This window comes from Ruegeria sp. AM9 (assembly GCF_056540565.1).
Genome location: NZ_JBQFWY010000005.1, coordinates 222,762 through 245,112 on the forward strand (window position 1 = coordinate 222,762; position 22,351 = coordinate 245,112).

General features: G+C 59.9%; 13 protein-coding genes. 4 read left to right on the top strand and 9 right to left on the bottom strand.

Annotation, left to right across the window (positions count from 1 at the left end; all coding sequences use genetic code 11):
* Positions 1 to 4 precede the first annotated feature (4 nt).
* Genes ACR0DO_RS11645 through ACR0DO_RS11665 form a run of 5 tightly spaced genes read right to left on the bottom strand, consistent with a single transcriptional unit; the run spans position 5 to position 9,506 of the window.
* On the bottom strand, positions 5 to 1,315 hold the full coding sequence (locus tag ACR0DO_RS11645; RefSeq protein ID WP_480558893.1) for an HlyD family type I secretion periplasmic adaptor subunit: 1,311 nt from the start codon (positions 1,313 to 1,315) through the stop codon (positions 5 to 7).
* Positions 1,299 to 3,446, bottom strand: a complete 2,148-nt coding sequence (locus ACR0DO_RS11650) for a type I secretion system permease/ATPase (RefSeq protein ID WP_480558895.1) — start codon at positions 3,444 to 3,446, stop codon at positions 1,299 to 1,301. Before ACR0DO_RS11650 ends, ACR0DO_RS11645 begins: the two co-directional genes overlap by 17 nt.
* Positions 3,443 to 4,786, bottom strand: a complete 1,344-nt coding sequence (locus ACR0DO_RS11655; RefSeq protein ID WP_480558897.1) for a TolC family protein — start codon at positions 4,784 to 4,786, stop codon at positions 3,443 to 3,445. The genes ACR0DO_RS11650 and ACR0DO_RS11655 overlap by 4 nt, the downstream gene beginning before the upstream one ends.
* Positions 4,787 to 4,793: 7 nt before the next feature.
* Positions 4,794 to 5,669, bottom strand: a complete 876-nt coding sequence (locus ACR0DO_RS11660) for a SapC family protein (RefSeq protein WP_480558899.1) — start codon at positions 5,667 to 5,669, stop codon at positions 4,794 to 4,796.
* Positions 5,670 to 5,672: 3 nt separating this feature from the next.
* Positions 5,673 to 9,506, bottom strand: a complete 3,834-nt coding sequence (locus tag ACR0DO_RS11665; protein ID WP_480558901.1) for an Ig-like domain-containing protein — start codon at positions 9,504 to 9,506, stop codon at positions 5,673 to 5,675.
* Positions 9,507 to 9,716: 210 nt separating this feature from the next.
* On the opposite strand from ACR0DO_RS11665, the gene ACR0DO_RS11670 reads away from it, so the two are divergent.
* On the top strand, positions 9,717 to 11,756 hold the full coding sequence (locus tag ACR0DO_RS11670) for a dockerin type I domain-containing protein (RefSeq protein WP_480558903.1): 2,040 nt from the start codon (positions 9,717 to 9,719) through the stop codon (positions 11,754 to 11,756).
* A 15-nt stretch (positions 11,757 to 11,771) separates the two neighbouring features.
* Here the strand turns inward: ACR0DO_RS11670 and ACR0DO_RS11675 are convergent, their stop codons facing one another.
* Both ACR0DO_RS11675 and ACR0DO_RS11680 read right to left on the bottom strand, forming a co-directional pair.
* Positions 11,772 to 13,088 (bottom strand): HlyD family type I secretion periplasmic adaptor subunit, encoded by a 1,317-nt coding sequence (locus tag ACR0DO_RS11675; RefSeq protein WP_480558905.1) that lies wholly within the window; start codon positions 13,086 to 13,088, stop codon positions 11,772 to 11,774.
* Entirely contained in the window at positions 13,078 to 14,808 is a 1,731-nt protein-coding gene (locus ACR0DO_RS11680) for a type I secretion system permease/ATPase (RefSeq protein WP_170446858.1), read from the bottom strand. Before ACR0DO_RS11680 ends, ACR0DO_RS11675 begins: the two co-directional genes overlap by 11 nt.
* Positions 14,809 to 15,130: 322 nt before the next feature.
* On the opposite strand from ACR0DO_RS11680, the gene ACR0DO_RS11685 reads away from it, so the two are divergent.
* The gene (locus tag ACR0DO_RS11685; RefSeq protein WP_480558907.1) at positions 15,131 to 16,465 is read left to right on the top strand and encodes an SWIM zinc finger family protein; all 1,335 of its coding nucleotides are present in this window, start codon (positions 15,131 to 15,133) and stop codon (positions 16,463 to 16,465) included.
* Complete coding sequence (locus ACR0DO_RS11690) at positions 16,462 to 19,167, top strand: DUF6493 family protein (protein WP_480558909.1); 2,706 nt, start codon at positions 16,462 to 16,464, stop codon at positions 19,165 to 19,167. Before ACR0DO_RS11685 ends, ACR0DO_RS11690 begins: the two co-directional genes overlap by 4 nt.
* Before the next feature lie 47 nt (positions 19,168 to 19,214).
* Here ACR0DO_RS11690 and ACR0DO_RS11695 read toward each other — a convergent pair whose 3' ends face one another.
* Both ACR0DO_RS11695 and ACR0DO_RS11700 read right to left on the bottom strand, forming a co-directional pair.
* Positions 19,215 to 20,096 (bottom strand): hypothetical protein, encoded by an 882-nt coding sequence (locus tag ACR0DO_RS11695; protein WP_480558911.1) that lies wholly within the window; start codon positions 20,094 to 20,096, stop codon positions 19,215 to 19,217.
* Positions 20,060 to 20,530: a hypothetical protein gene (locus ACR0DO_RS11700; protein ID WP_480558913.1), complete on the bottom strand. Its 471-nt coding sequence runs from the start codon at positions 20,528 to 20,530 to the stop codon at positions 20,060 to 20,062. Before ACR0DO_RS11700 ends, ACR0DO_RS11695 begins: the two co-directional genes overlap by 37 nt.
* Before the next feature lie 749 nt (positions 20,531 to 21,279).
* On the opposite strand from ACR0DO_RS11700, the gene ACR0DO_RS11705 reads away from it, so the two are divergent.
* Positions 21,280 to 22,272 carry an aldose epimerase family protein gene (locus ACR0DO_RS11705; RefSeq protein ID WP_480558915.1) on the top strand — a complete coding sequence of 331 codons (993 nt, stop codon included), beginning with the start codon at positions 21,280 to 21,282 and terminating at the stop codon, positions 22,270 to 22,272.
* The last annotated feature ends 79 nt before the right edge of the window (positions 22,273 to 22,351 follow it).

The following is a 22,351-nucleotide window of genomic DNA, read 5'->3' on the forward strand; positions in this document are numbered from 1 at the left end:
ACTCCTATTCGCGCAAAGCCCTGTCCTTGATTTTGACTACGGGCTGCAGCAGATATTCCAGAACCGTCTTGCGGCCTGACAGGATATCAACCTCGGCAATCATGCCAGGAATGATCTCGACGGCGACACCATCTGCATCCAGCATCACATTGCTGGTTTCGATTTCCACGACGAAAACCTCTTCATCATTGCGCTCGGATCGCGTGATCGTATCGGCACCGATCCGCATGATCTGACCGTCCAGCGCCCCGTACCGGGCAAAATCATAGGCCGTGATCTTGACCTTGACCGATTGCCCCGCGTGCAGGAATGCGATGTCCTCTGGACGAACGTAGGCTTCGACAAGCAGATTGTCGTTCAAAGGAACGATTTCAATCAGTTCTTCCCCGCTGCGTGCCAATCCCCCGATTGTGCTGCGATGCACCCGGTTGACGATGCCGCGTACCGGAGACCGCACCTGCGCCCTGTCGGCCCGATCCTGAAGCGCGGGCAGGACAGGTCGCAGCGCAGCAAGCTCGGTGGTTGCCACAGCCAGATCGGTCAGCGCGGCACTGCGAAACCGACTTCGGGTCGCGCGGATGCGGTCGTCTATCTCGTTCAGGCTGGTTTTCAGGCGGTTGGTCGCGGCAACAGCCCGGGTTTTCCGACCTTCCCACTCGGCCTCACCCCGGCGCAGCGTCAAAAGCGTCGTCGCAGGCTCCATCCGCTTTGCCACCAGAGGTTCCATCATCGCGCGCTCTTCCGCCAACAGCCTTAGCGTTTCATCGGCAGTGACCCGATCCACAAGGCCTTCTTCATATTCCTGCTGCCTTTGCAGGCGCTGGCGTTCAAGGATGGCGATCTCGGCATACAGTTCGGATTGCCGCCCCTGGTACAGAGCGGTTTCCGATCGCACGACCTCGGGCGCGCCTTTGATCAGGTCCGGTGAAAAATCCAGGTCAGTGCCGTCGATTTCCGCCTGCAGTCGTTGCGTTCGCGCCATCAGGCCAAAAGCGCGTTGCTGCTCCTGGCTGAACTGGCTGTCGATCTGGGTTGTTTCGAACTCCATCAACAACATGCCCTTGTCGACCACTTGTCCCTCGCGGACTTTCAGCGATTGCAGAACGCCGGGTTCCGTGGCTTCGATCACCTGAACATCAGCCGAAGGCACAATTCGCCCATCCACTCGGGTCACGTCGTCCAGCTCAGTCAGATGTGCCCACAGGCCCAGTGCGATCAGGCACGACGCAATCACCAGCAAAAGCAGGGATCCGCGCATCGGTGAACGCCCGCGCATCTCGCGCGCGAGGGTGGCGAGATCAGGATGCCGCGACATTCAGGTGCCTCCCTGCCTTGCGCGCGTGTTGGGCGAGCATACTCTTGGGCCCATCGGCAGACACACGCCCGCCTTCGATCACGATGACCCGGTCCACCAGCTCCAACAGGCTGGTGCGATGTGTGACAATGATCATCGTAGTGTCCTGCGTGGCCTGTTTCAGACGGCCGATCACCTCGGCTTCGGTTTTCACGTCCATCGCACTGGTTGGTTCATCCAGTAACAGAACCGGAGGGTGCCCGATCAAGGCCCGGGCCAGCGCGATGGCCTGTCGTTGCCCGCCGGACAGACCTTCACCGCGTTCGGCCAGCTTCAAATCATAGCCATTGGGATGATGGGCGACGAAATCCTCCACTCCGGCCACTTTTCCTGCGCGGATCAGGTCCTGATCGCGTGGCCGGACCGTGCCGCTGCTTATGTTCTCGCGCACCGTCCCGGAAAACAGCCAGATATCTTGCAATACCGACCCGACATTGCGGCGCAGATCGCCCGGATCGATCTGGCGGATATCCACGCCATCCAGCATGACTGAACCGGTCCGCGGTTCGTATAGCCCCAACAACAGGCGCGAGATTGTACTTTTCCCGGACCCGATTGGCCCCAAAATCGCAACCTTTTCACCTGGCTCGATCGAGAAGGACACCCCGGCCAGTGTGTCCTCGGGCTGATCCGGGTAGGCGAAGTGGACATTCTTGAAACTGATCCGCCCGTCAAAGCTGTTTCGGCTGATCCAGCTGCGCCCATGTGGCCGTTCGCTCTCGGCCTGCATCAAAGCGTTCAGGTTGCGATACGCGCTGCGGGCTTGATTGACGCGAGTCAGGGTCTGGGCAAGTTGTCCCAATGGCGCCAGAGCCCGCCCGGTCAGCATCACCGAGGCGACCAGAGCCCCCATGCTCGCCTGACCATCGGTAATCAAGAAAACGCCGTAGAAGACGATCAGAACCTGTGCCGCCTGTTGGGTGAACCCGGTCAGGTTCAGGGCGAATTGCGTCACCATTCGGCTGCGTGCACCGTGCGAGGATTGACGCTCGATTGCGCTTTCCCAGCGGGTTCGCATTGGTCTGGCTGCCGCTGTGGTTTTGATCGTCTCAAGCCCCGAGACGGTTTCCACCAGAACGGATTGCTTGGACTGGCCGTCGGAAAAGCTTTTTTCAGCCAGACGCGACAACACCGGCTGCACGGCCACCCCGGCCAGCAAAACAACCGGAACTGCAAGGGCAGGGATCAGGGCCAGCGGGCCGCCGACCAGATGGATGACAAAGACGAACAGGGCAATGAATGGCAGATCAACCAATGCAACCAAGGTTGCCGAGGTAAAGAACTCTCGCAGGGTTTCGAATTCGCGCACGGTGCTCGCCATGGCGCCGGTTGATCCGGTGCGGGACTTCATGCGAATGTTCAGCACCTGATCGAAAACGCGCCGCCCCATCTGCATGTCGGCCTTTTGTCCGGCGCGATCGATGAACCCGGCGCGCAACAGCTTTAAAAGGAAATCAAACCCGAGGGCGAGGCCAACCCCCGCAGTCAGTGCAATCAGGGACTCTGTCGCCTCGTTTGGAAGCACGCGATCGTAAACGACCATGATGAAGATCGAGGTAGACAGGCCCAGCAAATTCGCCAGCGCTGCGGCCAGGATCACTTGTGTATAGGACCACCGGTTTGCCGCCATCGCCGACCAGAACCAATGATCGGCCGAGGGGGCCGTATCGCCCGAGACCTCGGCCCGATGGTTGCGGCGAAACAGGATTGCGTATCCGGTGTAGGTGCGGGCCAGTTTGCCCTCTGACACTTCACCGATGCCGTCGCCAAGGTCAGGGTCGAAAATTAGAAGGCTACCGTCGGGCGTGCGACCGTGGAAGACAACGGCTTTGTCGTCCTGCAGGATCAACAGTGCAGGTGACAGGCTCGTGTCGAAATCCTGCAACCTGCGCTTGCCATAACCCGCTTGCAACCCTGCGTTCTGGGCCGCCTCAATGGCATCGCGAAGGGTAAGCTCATCCGATGCGCCGGTTTGTGCCGCGTGAAGGGCAGCCACCGTCAAGGGGCGGTCCAGTTGGGCCGCGACATGCAACAGACAAGCCTCGAGAGCAGAAAGCGAAGGTGCGCGCGAAATTGGCAAAAGCTGTGTCATGGACTGTCATCCCATTTCACCGTTGAGACACCCAGCAGGTCCAGAATGTCACCGGTTAGGCTCAGCGCGGCGTAGTTGGTCAGGAAGAAACTCTGTTCTGCCAGGATCAGCCGTTCTTGCGCGTTCACATAATCCCGTTGCGCGTCCAGAATCTCGATCAAGCTGCGCCTGCCGATTGTGAACTGCTCGCGCGCGGCGGTAACACTGTCGGCATTGGCCTGAACGGCGACCCGGGCGGCTTGCAGGCGAGCCGCGCCGGCTTGTTGGTCAGAACGGACGAACTCCAGCTCGCGGCGAATGTCCCGGATCACCGAATCCCGTGCGAATTCCGCCTCCTTGACCTGTGCTTCTGCGGCCGCAATGGCGGCCCGACGTTGCCCCGTACTGTCGATTTCGTAGTTGAATGACAGATCGACCCCGAAATTTGCGTCGTTGCTGTCATCCCGGTCGGCAAAAGCTGCGATTTCAACGCCGGGCTGGCGTCGTGCATGCGCGGCCGCCTGCTCTGCCTTCGCCGACAGCAGAGCTGCGTCGGCTCGTCTGACCTGCGGGCTATCCAGCACGATCTGAGAGTCGGTCCGCGACAGTTTCGGAGCCGTGACAGCAGGTGGAAGAGCCCCGGGGGCCGTGCCAAAGAACTCACGATACTGGGCATCTGCACGGTCCAAACGCGCCCTGGCATCTGCCAGCCGCGTCTGCGCATCCGCCATACGAGACCGGGCTGTCAGAACGTCAGCGTTCGACCCCACTCCTTGTGCCGAGCGTTCTGTGATCTGACGCACCAGTTCGTCATGAACCGTGACGTTTTGGATCGAAATTTCAAGAATTTTTCGCCGGTTGAGAACCACGACATAGGCTTCGATTGCCGACAGCGCGACGGCTGATGCGGTTTGCACCTGATCTCCGCGGCTTTGCAGCACGCGCGCCTTTGCCGCCGCCAATTCATTCGATGCAGCCCCACCATCATACACCAATTGTGAGATGCGCAGATACGGCGTGACATCGGCAATGTCGGACTCGATGCGTTCTGACCGCGCGTTTACGCCAACGGAGAGCCGGGGCAGAAAGGCCCCCTTGGCGGCATCCTCGTTGGCTGCAGCAATTTCCAACCGCGTCGCGCTTTGCGCGAGGTCCGGGTTTGAGTCCACAGCCGCCCTGATCCGCTGACCAAACGCGCTCTGCGCCAGCCGAGGCGCAGGCTCGCTTGCGCCAGCCCCGACGGACCCGCTGGACAGGGACATCGCAACGCCCGTCAGATCGGGCGTGGGTGTACAGGCCGACAACACGGCGGCAAAGAAGAGTAATGGTGCAAATCCGAGTCTGCGGTTGAGTATTGGCATAGGTGTTTCACACCCCACTGGTTCCAAGGAAATCGTCATTCTGCGCGTTGGCCATTGCACTAAGAAAACCGGAAATGTCTGAATTTTCGGTGTATTTCCGTTGCGAGATTTGCTCTGCCTGCTGGTTCTGCACACGCGACAGCCAAGCGAAATGGCATAGCGAGATCTGGTGGGCGTGGATCAGCAGAAACGCGCCCGAATCCACCAGATCAAGTTTTTCTGCCTGTGACAGTTTCTTTAGCCGCAGGGCTGAAATGCCCAAGGTCCCGGAGGGCAAAGCGATTCCATCATGGGAGTCGGCGGGTTTAAATAGCCCCATAGTTTTGATTGTCTGGCACAGCTCCAGAGTCGCCTCGCGGGCAGCTACGCGGGTTTGAAGAAAGCGTTGAACGTCGCGCAATGCTGGTGACAGAGTCCCAGCCCCGTCAAAGAAGGACTCATCTCTGGGATCTGTGCTGAGAAGACCTGAAGTTTCATCCACGGTCAGCCGAAACAGGGCAGGCCTGTCAGGCGTGTTTTGTCCGATGGTCTCTGCCTGAAAGGGATGGCAGCGCAAGTCGGATGGAACATAGGCTGCCAACCATTGTCCCTTCGGGGAAACGAAAGGGGTGGGCATATCCGCTGACAGGGACAAGATGGCTTTGGGTTCGACGCCTTCGCTGGTTTCCCGGAAAACAATCGGAAAGGCTCCCGCAGTTTGCGGTACTTCCTGCAACACAATCGCGCAATCAGTGCGATTGGTTGCAAATCTGTAGGAGGTGAAACGTTTCCAGTGCTGATGCCCATGCCGTGCGGCGGTGACTGGAACCAGGCCGTTCTGCGCCATTGTTGCCCCTTGCTTTTCAGGATCGCTGCCGATCGGTGCGAACGGCAGCCATTTCATTGTTTAGGCGGTTGCCCCGGTGGGATCGGTGTGCAGGATGTTGTCGGCGTTCAGACCGGTCAGATCGTCCAGACCGGTGAATTGCGCGACGGTTTCAACCGACGCGGCATTGGGAGCGCTGTAATCGACCTTGACCAGCACGCTGTCAGTCCCGTCCGTTGCCATGACGTAGATTTCGTCACCCGTCTGGAGTCCGGTAAAGCTCTCAACCGCGGTTTCGATCGTGTTTTGGGACAAATCACCCAAAACCGTTGTCAGACCGACGAAACCGGTATCGGCACCAATCGCATCTCCAGCAGCCAGAGTTTCGACATCCGTTCCGTCCCCGCGCAGGGTTCCGACACTCAGACCGCTGAACATAATGGCGTCGGTCACCTCGGCTGCGGGGCCGATTGTGAAGCCCGTCACCGTGTCGATGCCATTGGCCGCCGGGTCTGCCTCGAACACGACAACGTCGCGTCCTGCGGCCGAAACATCAATCGCATCGTTGCCATCTTGCCCGCGGATGGTGTTGTCCACGTCGGTTGCAACCAGCGTGTCATCACCATTGGTGCCAAGCTGAAAGACGGAATGCCCGCCAACAGAAGTCGCGATCGTCAGTTCAATGGGTTTGCTTGCATCGACAACAGTCATGTCGAAGGTCATCAGGGGTTGGCTCAGATCTGTGATGGTGTTCGAGATACCGGAGAAACGGATCAACGAGGCCCCGTCCGGATTGGCGAAGAAACCGAAGATACCACTGTTCGGGATCTCGGAACCGAGGTCATAGGTCGTGACCGAAGGATCGAAACCCAGCTTCACGTCCAGTGCGAGCCCGCCCGAAATGTCCATGTCCGAGTCGGCGTAGACCTCGAAGGTCACTGTGTTCCCGGAAATCCCGGCCTGTGTAATGACATAGCCTGCGGGTTCGTGCGCCGTGTTTTCGTCGGTTGCCGTCAGCGGGTCCGGTCCGCCGGAAACCGTTGCGTCCGCCGAAAAATCAAGGGCATCACCCGAGTCGATGCCCGAGAAGTCCGAGGCCGGGACCGCCAGAGACCAGCTGCCGTCGGCTGCCACGGTCGTGCTGCCAATCGTGCTTCCGTTGAGGGAAATATCAACTGCCTGGCCAGCACTCAGGCCGGTTGAGGTTCCCGAAACGGTAACACCCGATGCTTGGGCGTCAGCCAGCGAAACAGCGTTGTTCGTGCCGACAGGGTTCAGCGTCAAAACCGGCCTAAAATCCGTAGTCAGAGTGGTCGTGGCCGGTGTCGCCGAGTTGCCGGCCTGATCGGCGACGCTGGCCGAGATCGGATAGCCGGTGCTGTCAGACAAAGCGGCAAGATCGACTGCTGGAACAGTTGCCGACCACGTACCGCCCGAGGCGACACCGGAATAGGTCTGGCCGTTCAGGGTGACAGATACAGTTTGCCCGTCTTCGGCGCTGGTTGTGCCCGTGATGGTCAGGTCACTGCCTTGCTCGGTCACGTCCAGTTCGGAACCCACGGACAAGGGGTCGAGTGTTACGGTCGGCGCAGTGAAATCAGTGTCAAAGCTTGCGCTGTTTTGGGCGGAGTTGCCAGCCGCATCCGACACCGACGCGTCCATTTCGTAAGTGACCCCATCCTGCAGTGCGCCCAAGTCCGCGGCCGGGGCCGTGTAGCTCCAGGTGCCGCTGCTGACCGTTGCGGTGCCGGTGACGTCAACAGTCCCGTCGGGGCGGGCGATTTCGACCGTGATCACCGTGCCATCGGCAGCGTCAGAGGTGCCGGTCACTGTCAGGTCAGTGCCCTGTTCCGCGGCGTTCATGATAGCTCCATCCGACAGGTTTGTGATGCTCACCGTCGGGGCGGTGAAATCGGTATCAAAGCTGTTGCTGGCCTGGATCGCAGGGTTCCCTGCCTGGTCGGTCACATCTGCGGTGACCGCAATGGTGGCCCCATCCGACAAGGCTGCCAAATCCGCAGCAGGAACGGTGACGGACCACGCACCACCGGATGCTGCACCGGTGTAGGTTTGACCATTCATCGAAACGGTCACGGTCTGGCCGTCTTCGGCCGTGGTCGAACCCGTGATGGTCAGGTTGGTGCCTTGCTCAGCCGCGTTCAGCACGGCTCCGTCCGAGAAACTGTCGACTGACAGTGTTGGGGCGGTCGCGTCCTTGGCCAAAGGTACATTGGCCTGAGGCGCTGACAGACCATCGGCATCCGAAACGTCCGCAGAGATTGTGAAATTCCCTCCGTCAGGCAGGGCGGCCAGATCGGCGGCGGGGACTGTCACACTCCAAGTGCCGCCCGAGACGGTATCGGTATAGGTCTGGCCGTTCAGGCTGACTGTGACTTGCTGGCCGTCCTGCACATTGCCGGTCGTGCCCGAGATCGTCAGGTCAGACCCCATCTCGACAGCATTCAGGACCGCGCCGACAGACAGCGGAGAGATGGCGACGGACGGGCCGGTCAAGTCAACCGGGACGGACGCTGAGGCCGGAACAGAGATGTTGCCAGCCGCGTCGGAAACAGTGACGTTGAAGGTAGCGGGTACGCCGGTGGACAGGCCAGCGAGATCGGCGCTGGGGATCGTCACGCTCCAACCGCCGCCCGAGGCCGTGGTCGAATAGGTTTGGCCGTCGAACGTCACAGTAACTGGCTGACCGTCAATCGCTGTGGTCGATCCTGTCAGCGTCAGGTCCGCGCTGACATCGATCAATTCAATCGACCCGCCGGCCACTGGGTCCAGTGAAATTGTCGGAGCGGTAAAATCCGTGTCGAAACTGGCACCGGCTTGGGTGGCGGGGTTGCCTGCCTGATCGGTGACGTCAGCGGTGACGGCAATCGTCGCGCCATCCGGCATGACGGCGAGCCCTGCGGCAGGGACTGTTACACTCCATTGTCCGCCGGAAACCGTGCCTTCGTAGATCTGCCCGTAGATGGTGACGGTAACCGCCTGGCCATCTTCGGCCGTGGTCGTGCCGGTAATCGTCAGGTCGGTGGCCTGTTCCGCCGCATTCATCACCGCGCCGTCTGAGAACCCCGAGATGGTCAGGGTTGGAGGGGTGGTATCCACATCGAATGCGACTGTTTCCGCTGACAGTTCCGCACCGTCGGCATCAAGATTGCGGATCGTCACGGTTTGCACGCCTTGCGGCAGAGAAGCGGCTTCAGCCGGGGTCAGTGAAAGGCTCCAGGATCCGTCAGCCTCGGGCGTTACGGTCTTGGTGACCGAGCCGATCGTCACTTCTACCGTTTCCGTGCCTTCCGGAGCGATCAGGTTCATATTGGCGCTGCTCAAAGTGTTGGCTTGCGAGCCGGCCAGATTGAGAACCGGATGGTTGGGCGCGGGCGTCGGCGCGGGGGCGGCATCGTCGTCCCCTCCACCACCACCGCCGCCACCACCGGCAGCGGCTGCGGCACCCGCCAGACCCAGACCACCCAAAGCGGCCCCGGTTCCACTGATTCCCCCGATTGCAGCGGCACCGCCAGCTTCGGCCAGGCTGAACTGAGCGATCTCGGATACGACGCCCTCGGCAATCATGACCGCACCGCTGTCCAGCACCTGTACGTTTTCGGCGGCCACAACCAGTTTTCGACCATCGGCCAGTTTCAGAAGAACGTCGCCATTATCCAACACCTTGACCGAGCGTACCCCGGGAATCGTTTCCGCGAACTGGAAGGCATAAAGCTCTTCGACAGTGGCTTGCGCCAGTGCAGGCAGAGCCAGGATTGTCGACCCGAGCCCACCGGCAATACCACGACCGGCCCAACGGCGCATTTTGCCGTCGATCCACCGACGAATGTTCTGCTTACGCTCGAAATCAGGCTGATCCTCAGCCGGATTGATTTTGGATTCGGGTTCTTTGGTCATCTTGCCCTCACATGTGGTTGCCGCGTCTGTCCGAGGGGTCCAGGTTTTGTTCATCTGTCTTTCCCTTCGGTGACTCATGCGGTCGGACCAGAAAAAATTTAGTTAAACTGAAGCCGAACTCCTCGTTTTCTCCACATTTCCGCTTTGGTTTCGAACTGGGCATCGGATCATCCCGTAGTCGGTGCCAGATTTGGCGTGGGGTGATTTGATATGGTGCTTCAGTTCGAAGGCGTGGTTGCAACAGGGAGCGCAGCGCTCGATTCAGGTATCGGCGATACGGCTTTAAAAACGCTTAATGGCGAAACGTATCTGTACAGCGTGACAGGTCCGGGTGGCGGAATCGCAGTGTGGAAGCTGGTCGAGGGCGCTCTGCCGCAGTTGCAGGACACTGAATATTACAGCGGTACGATCACGTATCAGGTCGGCGACAGCGCCGTACCAGTGGCGTTGGCAGGGGACGATCAACTTGTTCTGGATGTGGGCACGGCGACCGGGCTGGTCGGGTATGAGCTGAACCCGAACGGGACCGTCGGCGCTCTGCAGGAAACCGATTCTCTGGTTGGTGGCGGGGATGTCTCGGCCCTAGTTCAGATTGGGGATGTTTTGACCATCGCACATGAGGCGAAAGGGCAGATCGCGACCTATACCGTGAACGGGGATGGCTCACTGAGCCTGGCAGCGTCGGTCGCAGGGCAGGCGGATTCGATGCAAGTGTTGCAGGCTGGGGCGGATCATTTCGTGATTGCTGCCGATGCCGTCAGCGGCACGATCAACACCTATAATGTCGATCAGAATACCGGCGCCCTGACCACGGTCGATAATAGCGATGCGCTGGCGACGCTGGGGATCGCGACGCCGACTGCGGTCGAGGTGGTGCAGGCTTATGGTCAGTCCTGGGTCGTTGTGGCAGGGGCGGACGGCAACTCGCTCAGCGTGATGAGACTGACGGTTGACGGACGCCTGATTGCAACAGACCACGTTCTGGATTCTCTGCATACGCGGTTTGAAACAGTGCAGGACCTGGCTGTGATCGAAGCCGACGGGCATGTGTTTGTCGTGGCGGGCGGCGGTGATGACGGTGTGACCTTGTTTACCCTGACGCCGGGTGGTCAGCTGGTGCATCTGGACAGTTTCGCCGACACCGTGCACAGCGGCCTGCAAAATGTCGAAACGCTGAGCGTCGCCCATGTCGGGGACGAATTGCAGATCCTCGTCGGGTCACAACAGGGTGCAGGGTTGACGCAGCTCAGCATTTCGCTCGACGCTCTGGGGATCGTGCGGGACGGGTTCGGCACCATCACCGGATCGGCGCAGAATGATATGCTCAGCGGCAGTATCCTTGATACCACTTTGTTGGGCGGGGCAGGGGATGACATTCTGGTCGCGGGGATCGGGGCCACCACGATGGATGGCGGAGCCGGTGCGGATATCTTTGTCATGCAGTACGGCAGTGATCCGACGACGATCAACGGCTTTCAGGCCGGTATCGACCGGTTGGACTTGTTCGACTATCCGTTGCTGCGCACGCCCGGGCAATTGACATTCTCCGCCACGGCGCAAGGGGCGCAGATCGAATTCATCGACGAGGTGATCATCATCAACTCTTCTACCGGAGGTCCATTGACCAGCGCCGAAATATTCGGCGCGGGGTTTGGCGGCCCGGATCACATTCCTGTGGATTTCGGAGATTTGGGTGGTTTGAAACCCGACAGTTCGGACGGGGTTCTGGGTGATGTCTCGATCAACTCGGGAACCGCGAACCCGGCCTTGTCCGATGCCGAGATCCGCTTCACCCCGGAGGGGGGCGGGACCATCAGCGTTCGTGCGGATGACGAGGGGCGCTTTGATTTGGGCTTACCGTCGGGCACGTTCGAGGGCGAGTTGGATATCGTCAAAACCTATTCTCTGGCCAGTGACAAAATCTCGGCGATGGACGCCTTGCAGGTCTTGCGCCTCTCGGTCGGGCTCAATCCGACTTGGGGTCCGGCGACGCCGGAAAACCTGATCGCGGCAGATATCAATCAGGATGGAACGGTCAATGCGTTGGACGCTTTGGTCATTCTTCAGCTTTCTGTCGGCCTGCCTACCGCGCATGAGGCGGAATGGGTTTTCCTGGACAAGAATGCAGACCTGTCCGGCATCACCGAGTCGAATGTGAGTTACGAAACCGGAGTAAACGTGACGGCGGTGGACAATGTGATTGCCACCGATATGACCGCGATCCTGCTGGGGAATGTCGAGCAGGTCTGAAAACTGCCGTCACTGTTATTCGCGGAAGGCCCGGTTGAAATAGTCGGCCAATGGCTTGATCAAATAGGACAAGGGACTTCTTTCGTCGGTTTTGATCATGGTTTCCACTGGCATGCCCGGCAGCAGGGCCTGTCCGTTCAGCCGCTCGATTTGATCGTCTTCGGGGGCAACTTCGGCGCGGTAATAGGTCTGGCCGGTGTTGTCATCGGTGAAGGTATCCGCGGACACGGTGACGACGCGGCCATCAATCTCGGGCGTTTCCCGCTGGTTGAAGGCGGGAAAACGCAAAGAGACCGGCTGACCGATATGCAACTGATCCACATGGATCGCATCCACGCGCGCCGCCACCAGCAGCGGCGTATCCTGCGGCACCACATACATCATCGGCTCTGCCGGCTGAATCACCGACTGCAGCGCAAAGACCTGGCTGCCATAGACGGTTCCGGCGACCGGCGCGCGAATATCCAGCCGCGACAGGCGCACATCCAAAGACAGGCGGCGCTCGGCCAGTTCCGATATCTGTGTCTGCGCATCCCGCAATGCGGTGATCGCCTCTTCGCGCCGGGTCGAGGTCAGTTCGACAATCTCGATCTCGGTCGCCGCAATCTGGCCCGTAAGACGCGCGACCGAGGCGTCCAGGCGGCCGATCTCACCGGTCAGGCTGGCCTCTTCCCGTTGCAGGGCAGAAACCCGGCTGGCCTGGGTCAGGCCACGGTCGAACAGGCTTTGTTGGTCTTTCAGTTCATCCTGAATCAGTTCAACCTGACGCCGCAGGGAAACAAGCTGTGCCTCGGTGCCTTCGATCTCGCTTTCGATCTGAATCCGCTGCTTGCGCAGCTGTTCGATCTGCTGGGTCATGGTTTCAAAACGGGCCTCGAACAGGCGCTGCTGGCCTGCGATCAGGTCGGGGTCGATGCCGTCCTGCTTTTGCACATAGGCCAGTTGTGCCGCCAGGGCTTCGGCATCCGCACCGTCGCGTTCAGCCTCAAGACGGGCCCGGCGGGCCAGCAATTCAAACAGCTGAGCTTCGACGATGGTCTTTTCCGAGGACAAGAACGTATCGTCCAGACGCACCAGCAGGTCGCCATCGGTTACCGCGTCGCCATCGCGGACGTAAATCTCGCCCACGACGCCACCATCGGGATGTTCGACCACTTGCCGGTTGCTCTGAACCTCGATGATCCCCTGCGAGACAATGGCCCCGGCCAGCCGGGTCTGAACCGCCCAGACGCCCAGTCCGCCGACCAGAATGATCAGCGCCGCAAAGCCGACAAAGGCCGGTATCGTGATCCGCCACACCGGGCGCGTATCCTGAGCCGCCTTATCCTGCATCTTTTTTCACCTGACTGAAGCCCCGTTTGATCGCACCGGCATTCTGCACCATAGCCGCCAGCACCTCGTCCCGGCCGCCGGTTTTCACCACCTGCCCGTTTTCAACGACTGCCAGATCGTCACATTCCGAGATCGCCTGCGGCCGGTGTGTCATGATGATAGCCGATTTGCCAGCTTCTTTCAGGCCCCGGACGGCGGCATTCAGCGCCTCGGTTCCTTCGGCGTCCAGGGCCGAGTTCGGTTCGTCCAGGATCAGCATGACCGGGTCCCCGTACAGCGCGCGCGCCAGCGCGATCCGTTGTTTTTGACCACCGGACAACTGGCTGTCATTGCCTTCCAGAAACGTGTCGTATCCTTTGCTGAGGGTCAGGATAAGTTCATGCGCCTTAGCTTTTTTCGCGGCCGCCACAACGGCCTCGGGATCCGGGTTTTCCGACATGCGGGCGATGTTCTCGGCCACTGTCCCGTTGAACAGGGTCACTTCCTGGGGCAGGTAACCGATATGCTGGCCCAGATCGGTGGGATCGTACTGATCGAGCGTCGCACCGCCCAGCCGGATTTCCCCGGCGGCCGGCTGCCACAGACCCAACAGGGCTTTGGCCAGCGTCGATTTCCCCGACCCGCTTTTTCCAATGACACCAAGCGCGCTGCCCGGTTCAAGTTGCAGCGAAACATTCCTGAGCGTCGGCTTCTCTGCGCCCGGTGGGATGACTGTCAGGCCTTTGGCGGTCAGACGGGCCCTGGGCACCGGCAGTTTGGTGCGCGGTGTTTCGGGCGGCGTAGCGTCCAGAAACCGGTTCAGCGATGCCCAGGCCGTTCGCGCCCGTTCGACCATGCTCCATTGCCCCAACGCCTGTTCCACCGGCGCCAGCGCGCGACCCAACAGGATCGATCCGGCGATCATCGCGCCCGGCGTCAGCTCGTTGCGCAGCACCAGCCAGGCGCCAAGCGCCAGCATTGCCGATTGCAGAAACAGTCGCAGAGACTTGGTCACCGAGGTAAAGCTGCCGGTCCAGTCGCTGGCGGCGATGGTCTGGCGCAGGGCATTGGTCCGCTGGTGTTGCCAACGCTGGGTGATGTCGTCCTGCATACCCTGCGATCGTACCACCTCGGCGGCCTGTCTGGCGTGTTCCGAAAAGGCATTGGCCTGCGCCGCGGCTCGTTGTGCCGAGGCCACCTTGCGATGCGTCAGGCCCTGGTTCAGCAGCGCAATCACGATCAGCAGGGATCCGCCTGCCACGGCCAGCCAACCCAGCAGCGGATGGAACAGGAAGATCGCCGCCAGAAAGACCGGAGTCCACGGGATGTCCATCACAGCCAGCAAAACGGGTGAGGAACACAGGTTCTGAATCGATTCCAGGTCGCGCAGCGCCGTTGCCGGAGCTGACCGCGCCTGAGGGTGCAGTGACCGGCGCAGGGTCGCATCGAACACACGTTCGTCCAATTGCGACTGAAAGCGGGCCCCGAACCGCGCGACGATTCGGCCGCGGGCATAGTCCAGCATCGCCATAAGCGCGTATAGCAGCGTCACCAGCAGGAACAGCGCTGTCAGGGTTTCCACCGCCCGCGACCCCAGCACCCGGTCATAGACCTGCAGCATGAACAAGGGTCCGGTCAGCATCAGGATGTTGACGAATATGCTGAACAGAAACGCCAGAGCCAGAAAGGTCATGCCCTGATTGCGCACTTTTCGCAGCTCATGGCGCGGTGGCATCATCATGCGGTTTTCAATATTCACGTATGGGGCCTTTGGTAACGGTTTGTCTTCTGGGTTCGGGCGATTGCGATGGGCCGCATCCTAAAACTATGACGGTGTGCTGAAAACACGAGAGTTGATGGATCGGCGAAAAGCGACTTACCGTCAAGCCAACGATCGCCGGTCGGGTGTCTGGACGCTCGAGTGGTTCCCGAAATGCGACCTCTTGCGGCGCCAAAAAAGGGTCGCGGCGCGGGCCTCATTGGTGACACTTTTACCACGTCAATCTGGTGTCAGGATCATTGAATATTCATGGTGCACTGGGGCAGAGTTCAGGAAGGCCGAGTTGAACGCAATTGACCACGTTTACCACTATGCGGGCTGCTCCTCTCTGGTCGGGCAGGATCAGGACCGCTCGCTGTTTCTTGTTGCGGATCGGACCGGCAATAATGAGCCGCGGGCTTTTCTGACGGCTTTTGCGAATGAGCCTGACGTGACGGCCAAAGCTTTGCGGGCAGTCTCTGAAATCGTGGGGTCACGGTTTTATGTCCCGCCATCCCTGTTGGCGCGGATATTGCGCGAAGCCGATCCGGTTGCAACCGTTGGCCCGGCAATAGTCCGGTTCGAAGGGTTCTCGGCCTGTTGCAGCGCCTATATCCGTCTGGATATCGACGAAGACGCTCTTGAGGTCGCACATCGCAGCAAAGGGACCACAAACGTGGATTTCGGGGCCGAATTGCGGGCGTTGTTGGCACAGACCAAGCCGGACAGCCGTCTGGAAATCACAATCGGCCCGCGTGCGGTCGGACTGGCGCATGAGCGCGCCAGTGTCACCGAGCGCAAGGTGCCACTGCCCGTGCGTTGGATCAAAGGCTTTGGCGAAGTGCAGGGACATCTGTCGGGAATGGAGAAAGCGTTCTCGCTGCCGCCAGTGTCGGCGCAGCGGTTTCTCCGCAGTCTGCCGCGCTCGAAATCAGATCATCGGATTTGGGTCGCGGCTGCAGGCCCGAAGGTCAGGACCTCGACCCGCCCTGCACCCGGAAGCGTGCCGCTGCGCGGTGGCCATCGCCTGCGTGTATTCGAAACACTGGTTGGCAGGGCTAGGGCTCTTCATGTCTATGGCAATCCCGCGTTGGAAAGCTCTGCCTGGGTGCTTGATTTTGGATCACAGCGTTTGACCCTGGTGTTGAATGCCGAGCCCTGGCGCGGGTTTTCCGGTGATGGTCGGCTGTTGTCCGATCTGGGGCGGAAAGAATCAGATGTTGCCGCCTTGCGGGCGCAGTTGAACTGGCAGGACAGGTTGGACCTGTCCTCTTTGGCCCAAAGCAGCGGCCTGTTGCAGGATCAGGTCAATACGGCCATGTCGCATCTGGCAGCCTTGGGCCTAGTGGGGTTCGACCTTGCCGATTCCACTTGGTTTCACAGGGTCCTGCCGTTTGACATGGACCGGGTCGAGGCCTTGAACCCCCGTCTGAAAGCGGCCCGGAACCTGGTGGATGCCCGGGCGGTGACACTTGAAAAAGGCGGTGCCGAGGTGACCAGCGACGCGGCGGTTCATCGGGTGCGTTTTGGCGATGGAGCACCGAGCTGCACCTGCCCGTGGTATGCCAAAAACAAAAACGCGCGCGGCCCCTGCAAGCACATTCTGGCTGTGGAAATGGAAACGGAGCGCTTGCAGTGACCGAAGCGGAATTCCTCAAGCTGATTACGAAAAAGCGGGCGCGTCACGTGCTAAAGGCGCTTGCCGCCATTCCCGAAGCCGACCGTCGCGCTTTTGCCCCGATCGCTCTGAAAACGCAGAAGGCGTACGACAAAGCGTATTGGGATGCCCGGTTTGGCCGCGGAAAAAAGGCCTCGGCTTTGGCCAAAGACGGTGATGCGCTTGGTGTTGCTGTTCTGGCGACGGCGCGCCCATCCGAATACAGCTGCGGCGACTGGCGCATCCTGCCACAATCGATCCCTCTGACGGATGTGTTCAAAGCGCTGAACCTCAGTTGGATTGACGATTGGGCCGTGGCAGCGGTCGAAGACAATCCGCGCCTGATCGAAGTTGTCCATGCGCTGTATGCACAAGGGCAGTGCAGCATCCCGCAAACGGACGCTTACATACTGGGCTACTATGCCCATCAGGCAACTGTTCCCGAGCGCGCGCGCGACCAGTTTCTGACGCATGACGTCTGGCGGTTCTTCCAGGTTGAAGGCGGCGGTGACCTGAGCCTTGCCGCACATGACAAATACTGTGGGCCGGGGGTGTCTTGGGCAGATTGCCTGAGCGGCCTGTGCGACGACGGCACATTGGACCGAGACCGGCTGCTGGACGCTTCACTAGACGCGCTTGAGCGGGATTTCGGACAGTTTCGGGCCGGGTGGTACTCGCGGTTTCACGCCAGCCTTTGCCCTACGGATGCCGAGATTCTGCACCGGACCGGGCGGTATCTGGATTTGCTCGGCAGTTCTGTGCTTCCGACTGTGGCTTTTGCGTTGAAAGTGCTGAAACGGATCGACAAACTGCAAGGGATTGATCCTGCTGCGCTGCTGGCCTCAATCGAACCCGCGTTGCAAGCCCGCCAGAAATCCAGCGCCGTCATGGCCTTGCAATTGCTGAAAAGCTGCGCCAAGCGCCATCCTGGCAGGGCATTTGACGTGGCTCTGATAGCCGCATCAGCTCTGATTTCCGAGGCCGGAGATGTGCAGGCAAGGGCGCTGGACTTGATCGAAGCGGTTGATCAGCTCTCTGTGCCAGAGGTTCAGGACAAGCTGCGCGATTATGTGGATGTGGTGGCTCCGACCGTTCGGGGACGGCTTTCAGGGATCGTTGGGGGCGATAATCCTGCCCCGCCGCCTGATGCGGATGATCCGGTGGCCCGGATTGAGGCCCTTCATCCGGTGGCGTCGGTCGAAGAGGCCGTGGCGGTGTTTCTGGAGCTTTTGGAAGACGGCAGCGATCCGGTTTTGACGGAACGCGCATTTGACGGTCTGGCCCGGTTCGGGGCGGCGGCTGGTCCACTGTTGTCACCACTGGCAAAACGGGCAACCCAGTTGAGGAACCGCGTGGTACAAGACGCGTTCAGCGGGGTAGGGAACTTCGAGAAACCAATTCTGGCGACCGCGCTGGCATGGGCCAATGGGACGGATTTTGACACTGAACTGCAGCCGTTTCACACGCCACGGTATTCCGGGCACACGCCTCTTGAGATTGATCGCAACAGTTTCGAAGGGATGTTTGCAGCCCGGGCGCAAGAGCTGCTGGCCTTTGTGGGGGAAGGGCAGGCCGTACCCATGCTGTCGGCCCCCACTGACAATCGTGGGTATCTGGCAGCCGAGCAGTTGAGTGATAGGTTGGCGGAATACCGAAAGATCGGCGCCCAGCCGGGTGACACGGATTTCAAACTGGCCCTCATGCGATTGGCCCCCGAGGGGCGCAAAGCTGCGTTGAACGACCTACAACCGCAATCAGAGCCGGAACGGGCGCTGGCCTATGCGCTGGGGGCTGACCTGCCGCCAGAGACGGATAAGCAGCTATGGGCAATTGCGTGGTCTTCGACCCTGCCGCTGCGCGCGGACCCACGCATTGAAAACCTTGTTGGCGGACCGGTGCCGGGCGTCGGCCACCCGGCACGTTTCGAGTTCTACGCGGATATCCGGCGGGTAGATCAATATGCCTGGCCGAGGCCCAAAATCCGCATCACGCCCCCAATTCCCGATGGCGTGGATGCCGCATTGGGTTTTGCCCTGCCAGCCAAGTCCGAACATATTTACATGAGCGACCCGGGCAGCAGTTGGATGGTGTACGCGAACCCGTGGGTGGGGCTGATCCGTCCATCGCACTCCGAACTGTTCTTTGCCACCGGGATCTTCGAACTGGAACTGGATCAAAAGCTGACCAATCATCATTGTCTGATGTTCCTAGACCCGCTTTTCCGCCCTGACCCCAAGCCCGGACCGATGGCACACGCCATGCTCGCCTGGTATCTGGCCAGCGCCGATGAGGGCGTCGGAGCGACCACAATCGATGCCATGAGCACATTGATGGCGCAGCAGGTGTTCGAGCCAGGCGCGTTTGCATCCGCCGCGCATTCGCTTGTGTTTCACGCGGGTTTGCCGCTGCGCCGCTGGACCAAGCGATTGGCCGAGGTGGCCGGAACCTCCAACACTCATGCGCGGGCAGTGAAAACTGCGCTGGCGGGCATGATGGTCGATCTGCCGCCCGAGCTTCCGCGTGATCTGGGCGGCATTCTGGAACTGCTCTACGAGCTGTGCGTGATTTCTGATGAGGCGGTGGGGCCCTCGGACGTTCAGGCAGCTTTTCAGGCGATCAAGGCCGGTGGAAAAACCGGGAAGTTCGCGCGCAAGCTTGCTGTCTATGGTCAAACCGTGAATTGAATCCATCTCTGGATGCGGCGGAAGACCAGGGCGCGATTTTGGAGAGCTTAATGGTATTCCGGGCTTTCCAGATCGTGGCTCACGCGGGCATAAGCCTGCGCCATTGCTGTCAGAGTGTGCGGCGGGCAACCGATCTTGTTCAGACAAGAGGCGTCAATCACCCGCAATTGCCCGTCAAAGACGGATTTGACCACGTCATCGACGGCGCTTCGGTCGAACCCAAGGGTCAATCGGTGATAGTGAAACCCTTGTCCCGGTGCGGTCTGGCCCAGCTTGTTGCGAACGTCATGGGCGACGAGCCAGTCCAGGAAATACCGCAGGCTCGGGTCGGGCTCGTGATCCAGGGTGGGGGTGGCCTCGGTTTGGCTGCCCGTGGGGTGATGCCGAAACTGAACCTGGGTTTTCGGTGTCCAAAGACGGATCGGTTGCACGAAATCAAATATCCGACCGACCCGGCGGCCGAGCAACCGCGGGCCCAGTCCTAAATTGGTCGTCAAGAGGCTGATGGGTGCCTGTGACACCGCATAGACCGAGGCGAACAGATTACAGCGCCCCCCGTTTTTCATCGTTACGGTCAGGGCGTTGAAATTGCCACTGTTGGCATAGGTGTGCGTTGGTCCAAGGATGCGGTCCAGCCGGAAACAGTTGATGGTATAAGGGGCGTGATCGCGAAATCCGATTTCCGAGATATTGGGGATGCTGCGCGCCAAGGTGGTCGCCGTCCCCAGCACGCCGGCCGCCAGAAAAACACGGCGCGCGCGGACCTGCGTACCTCCGCCCAAATCCAGACGCAAATTGCCCTGTTCCTGTTCGATCCGTTGCACGCGCCCGGACAGAACTTCGAGATTCGGGATCTGTTGCAGCCGTTTCTCGACCGCAAGTGCCATCGCATTCAACTGGCTGCCCGGCGCGTCCTTGGTGCCGACCAAAAGGCGCGGGGCGCAGGCCTCGGAATCGCTGTCCAGGTTTTTCTGTTGGGTGCCCCGATCACCTCAAGGTCCGCCTGCACCGCGTCGCAGGCGGCTTTATACGCGTTCCAGATCTTCAGAAACGGGCCTTGCCCCCACGGGTCGTCGCTGCCGTAAACCTGAAGCTGTTTGCCCCAGTAATTGGCAAGGCCGCCGACTTCGGCGGCTGCATACGTGGGTGGCGCGTCACCGGAAACGGGCATACGGTCCGCCAAACGGGCTGGCTTTTGCCTTTCAAAAGCGACCGAAACCACTTTGGCAGGCCCGCCGCCCTGCCACGGGTCCGGTGTTGCACCCGTGATCGCGGCCAACGACCCCGACAACCCACTTAAAGCGGTCAGTGCGGCGTAACCGGCAGGCCCTGCGCCAATCAATGCGATATCGAATACACGCATCACTCGGCCCTTTTGCCCTGCAGGAATAGCGGTGTGGCGCAGCCTGCGATCGAACACGTGGCCGGGGTCGAGTACTTTGTGGCGAAAGGCTGGGTGCTTTGATTTCTGAGCCAGACAGGTTGGGGCAGAGCTGGAAGGACGGCGTATTTTATGTTTTGCATTGCGGGAAGAACCCTCCGCCAATACTGCCTCAAACAACGAGGCCCTCATTACAACTTCAACACAAATCTTTGGCTAGGCACGTGACTCTCACGTGAGGCCAAGCAAGAGAAAAACTAAAACTGACGCTGCCATCCCGTAAATCAGACGCGGTGCAGCAAAGGTGTAAGTTTGCTCCTCTTTTATTTGAGTCCTTGTATAAAACTGCGCCTGCAAAGTTGCGCTAATCAAGCATGGGCTTTTCTTCCTGCGTTTTCTTGCCAATTGCACAAGCACGTAATTTCCGAATTTCACCACCGTTTGGCGACATCGGAAAGCAATTCCAAAACACGAGTTTTCGGAAAAGTGCCATATTCCCGAAGCTACCGTCACGTCTCATTTAGGCTTCAGACTTATTGATTTTCGAGGGCAGAGTGACATTCCTGCTTTGCCTACGGATGACATTTTAGCCTTGCGGCTTCATTTGAGGAAAAGGCGTAATTGTCGGTATGTAAAAATTTAGAATCTCAGGCGAAATACTGTGTGATTAAAACCGTTTGCCCGTTAAGTACGTTTAGGCTGCCATCGGCATCCATTTCAAAGAGGTCCGAATGCATCCAACCGCCAGGGGTCCAGCACAAGCGATCACAATTTCAAACGGGGTTTTGACGGCGACCCTTGTCCCATTGGGTGCAACGCTGTGCGATCTGCGGCTGGAGGGTTTTGACCATTCGTTGGTGCTTGGGTGGTGTGATCCGGCGGAATACATGCGCAAAGATGAGTATTTGGGCTCTATCGTCGGACGCTGTGCAAACAGAATTTCGTCCGGGTCTTATCAACTCAATGGCAAGACGTTTCACCTGAACCGCAATTTTCGCGACCGCCACTGCCTGCATGGCGGTCAGGATGGGGCCGCCATGCAGCTTTGGGAGGTTGCGCAGCGTTCCGCGACCAGCGTGACGTTTACGCTGCATTTGCCCGACGGGCACATGGGGTTCGGCGGAGATTTGTTCGCGTCGGCGCGGTACAGTGTGGAAAATCCCGCGGCGTTGCGATTGGAGATCGAGGCACGCTCGGATAGCGCATCTGTCTGCAACTTTGCGCCGCACTGGTATTTCAACCTGAACGGCGGCGGAGACATAACCGGCCACAATCTGCAAGTCGCAGCGGATCGATACCTGCCCGTTGATAGCGACCTTATCCCGTTGGGTGATCCAGCACCCGTTCAGGGTACAGAGTTTGATTTCCGCAGGCCCAGGGCGGTTGGGGATTTCCCGTTTGACCACAATTTCTGCATCTCTGACCAACGGACACCCGAAAAACCTGTGGCGGTATTGGACTCCCCTCTGACTGGGGTTCGAATGACGTTGTCTTCGACCGAACCGGGCTTGCAGGTCTATTCCGGAACGCATCTGAACCACCCGGATCGTCAGACTTTGTCTGGCAAACCCTACAAGGCCTATTCGGGCCTGGCGCTGGAGCCCCAAGGTTGGCCGGACGCGCCGAACAATCCCTCTTATCCCAGCGTGATCCTGCAGGCCGGGGAACGGTATCGCCACGTGTCCCGCCTCAGCTTCAGCCAGTCCGCGCACCGGAACGGTTGACCGAAAGGACCCGATCCAGCATCCTGCGGCGTAACAGACTGGCCCGGCGCGGTTATTTTTCATGGCGGTCACTTTTTTA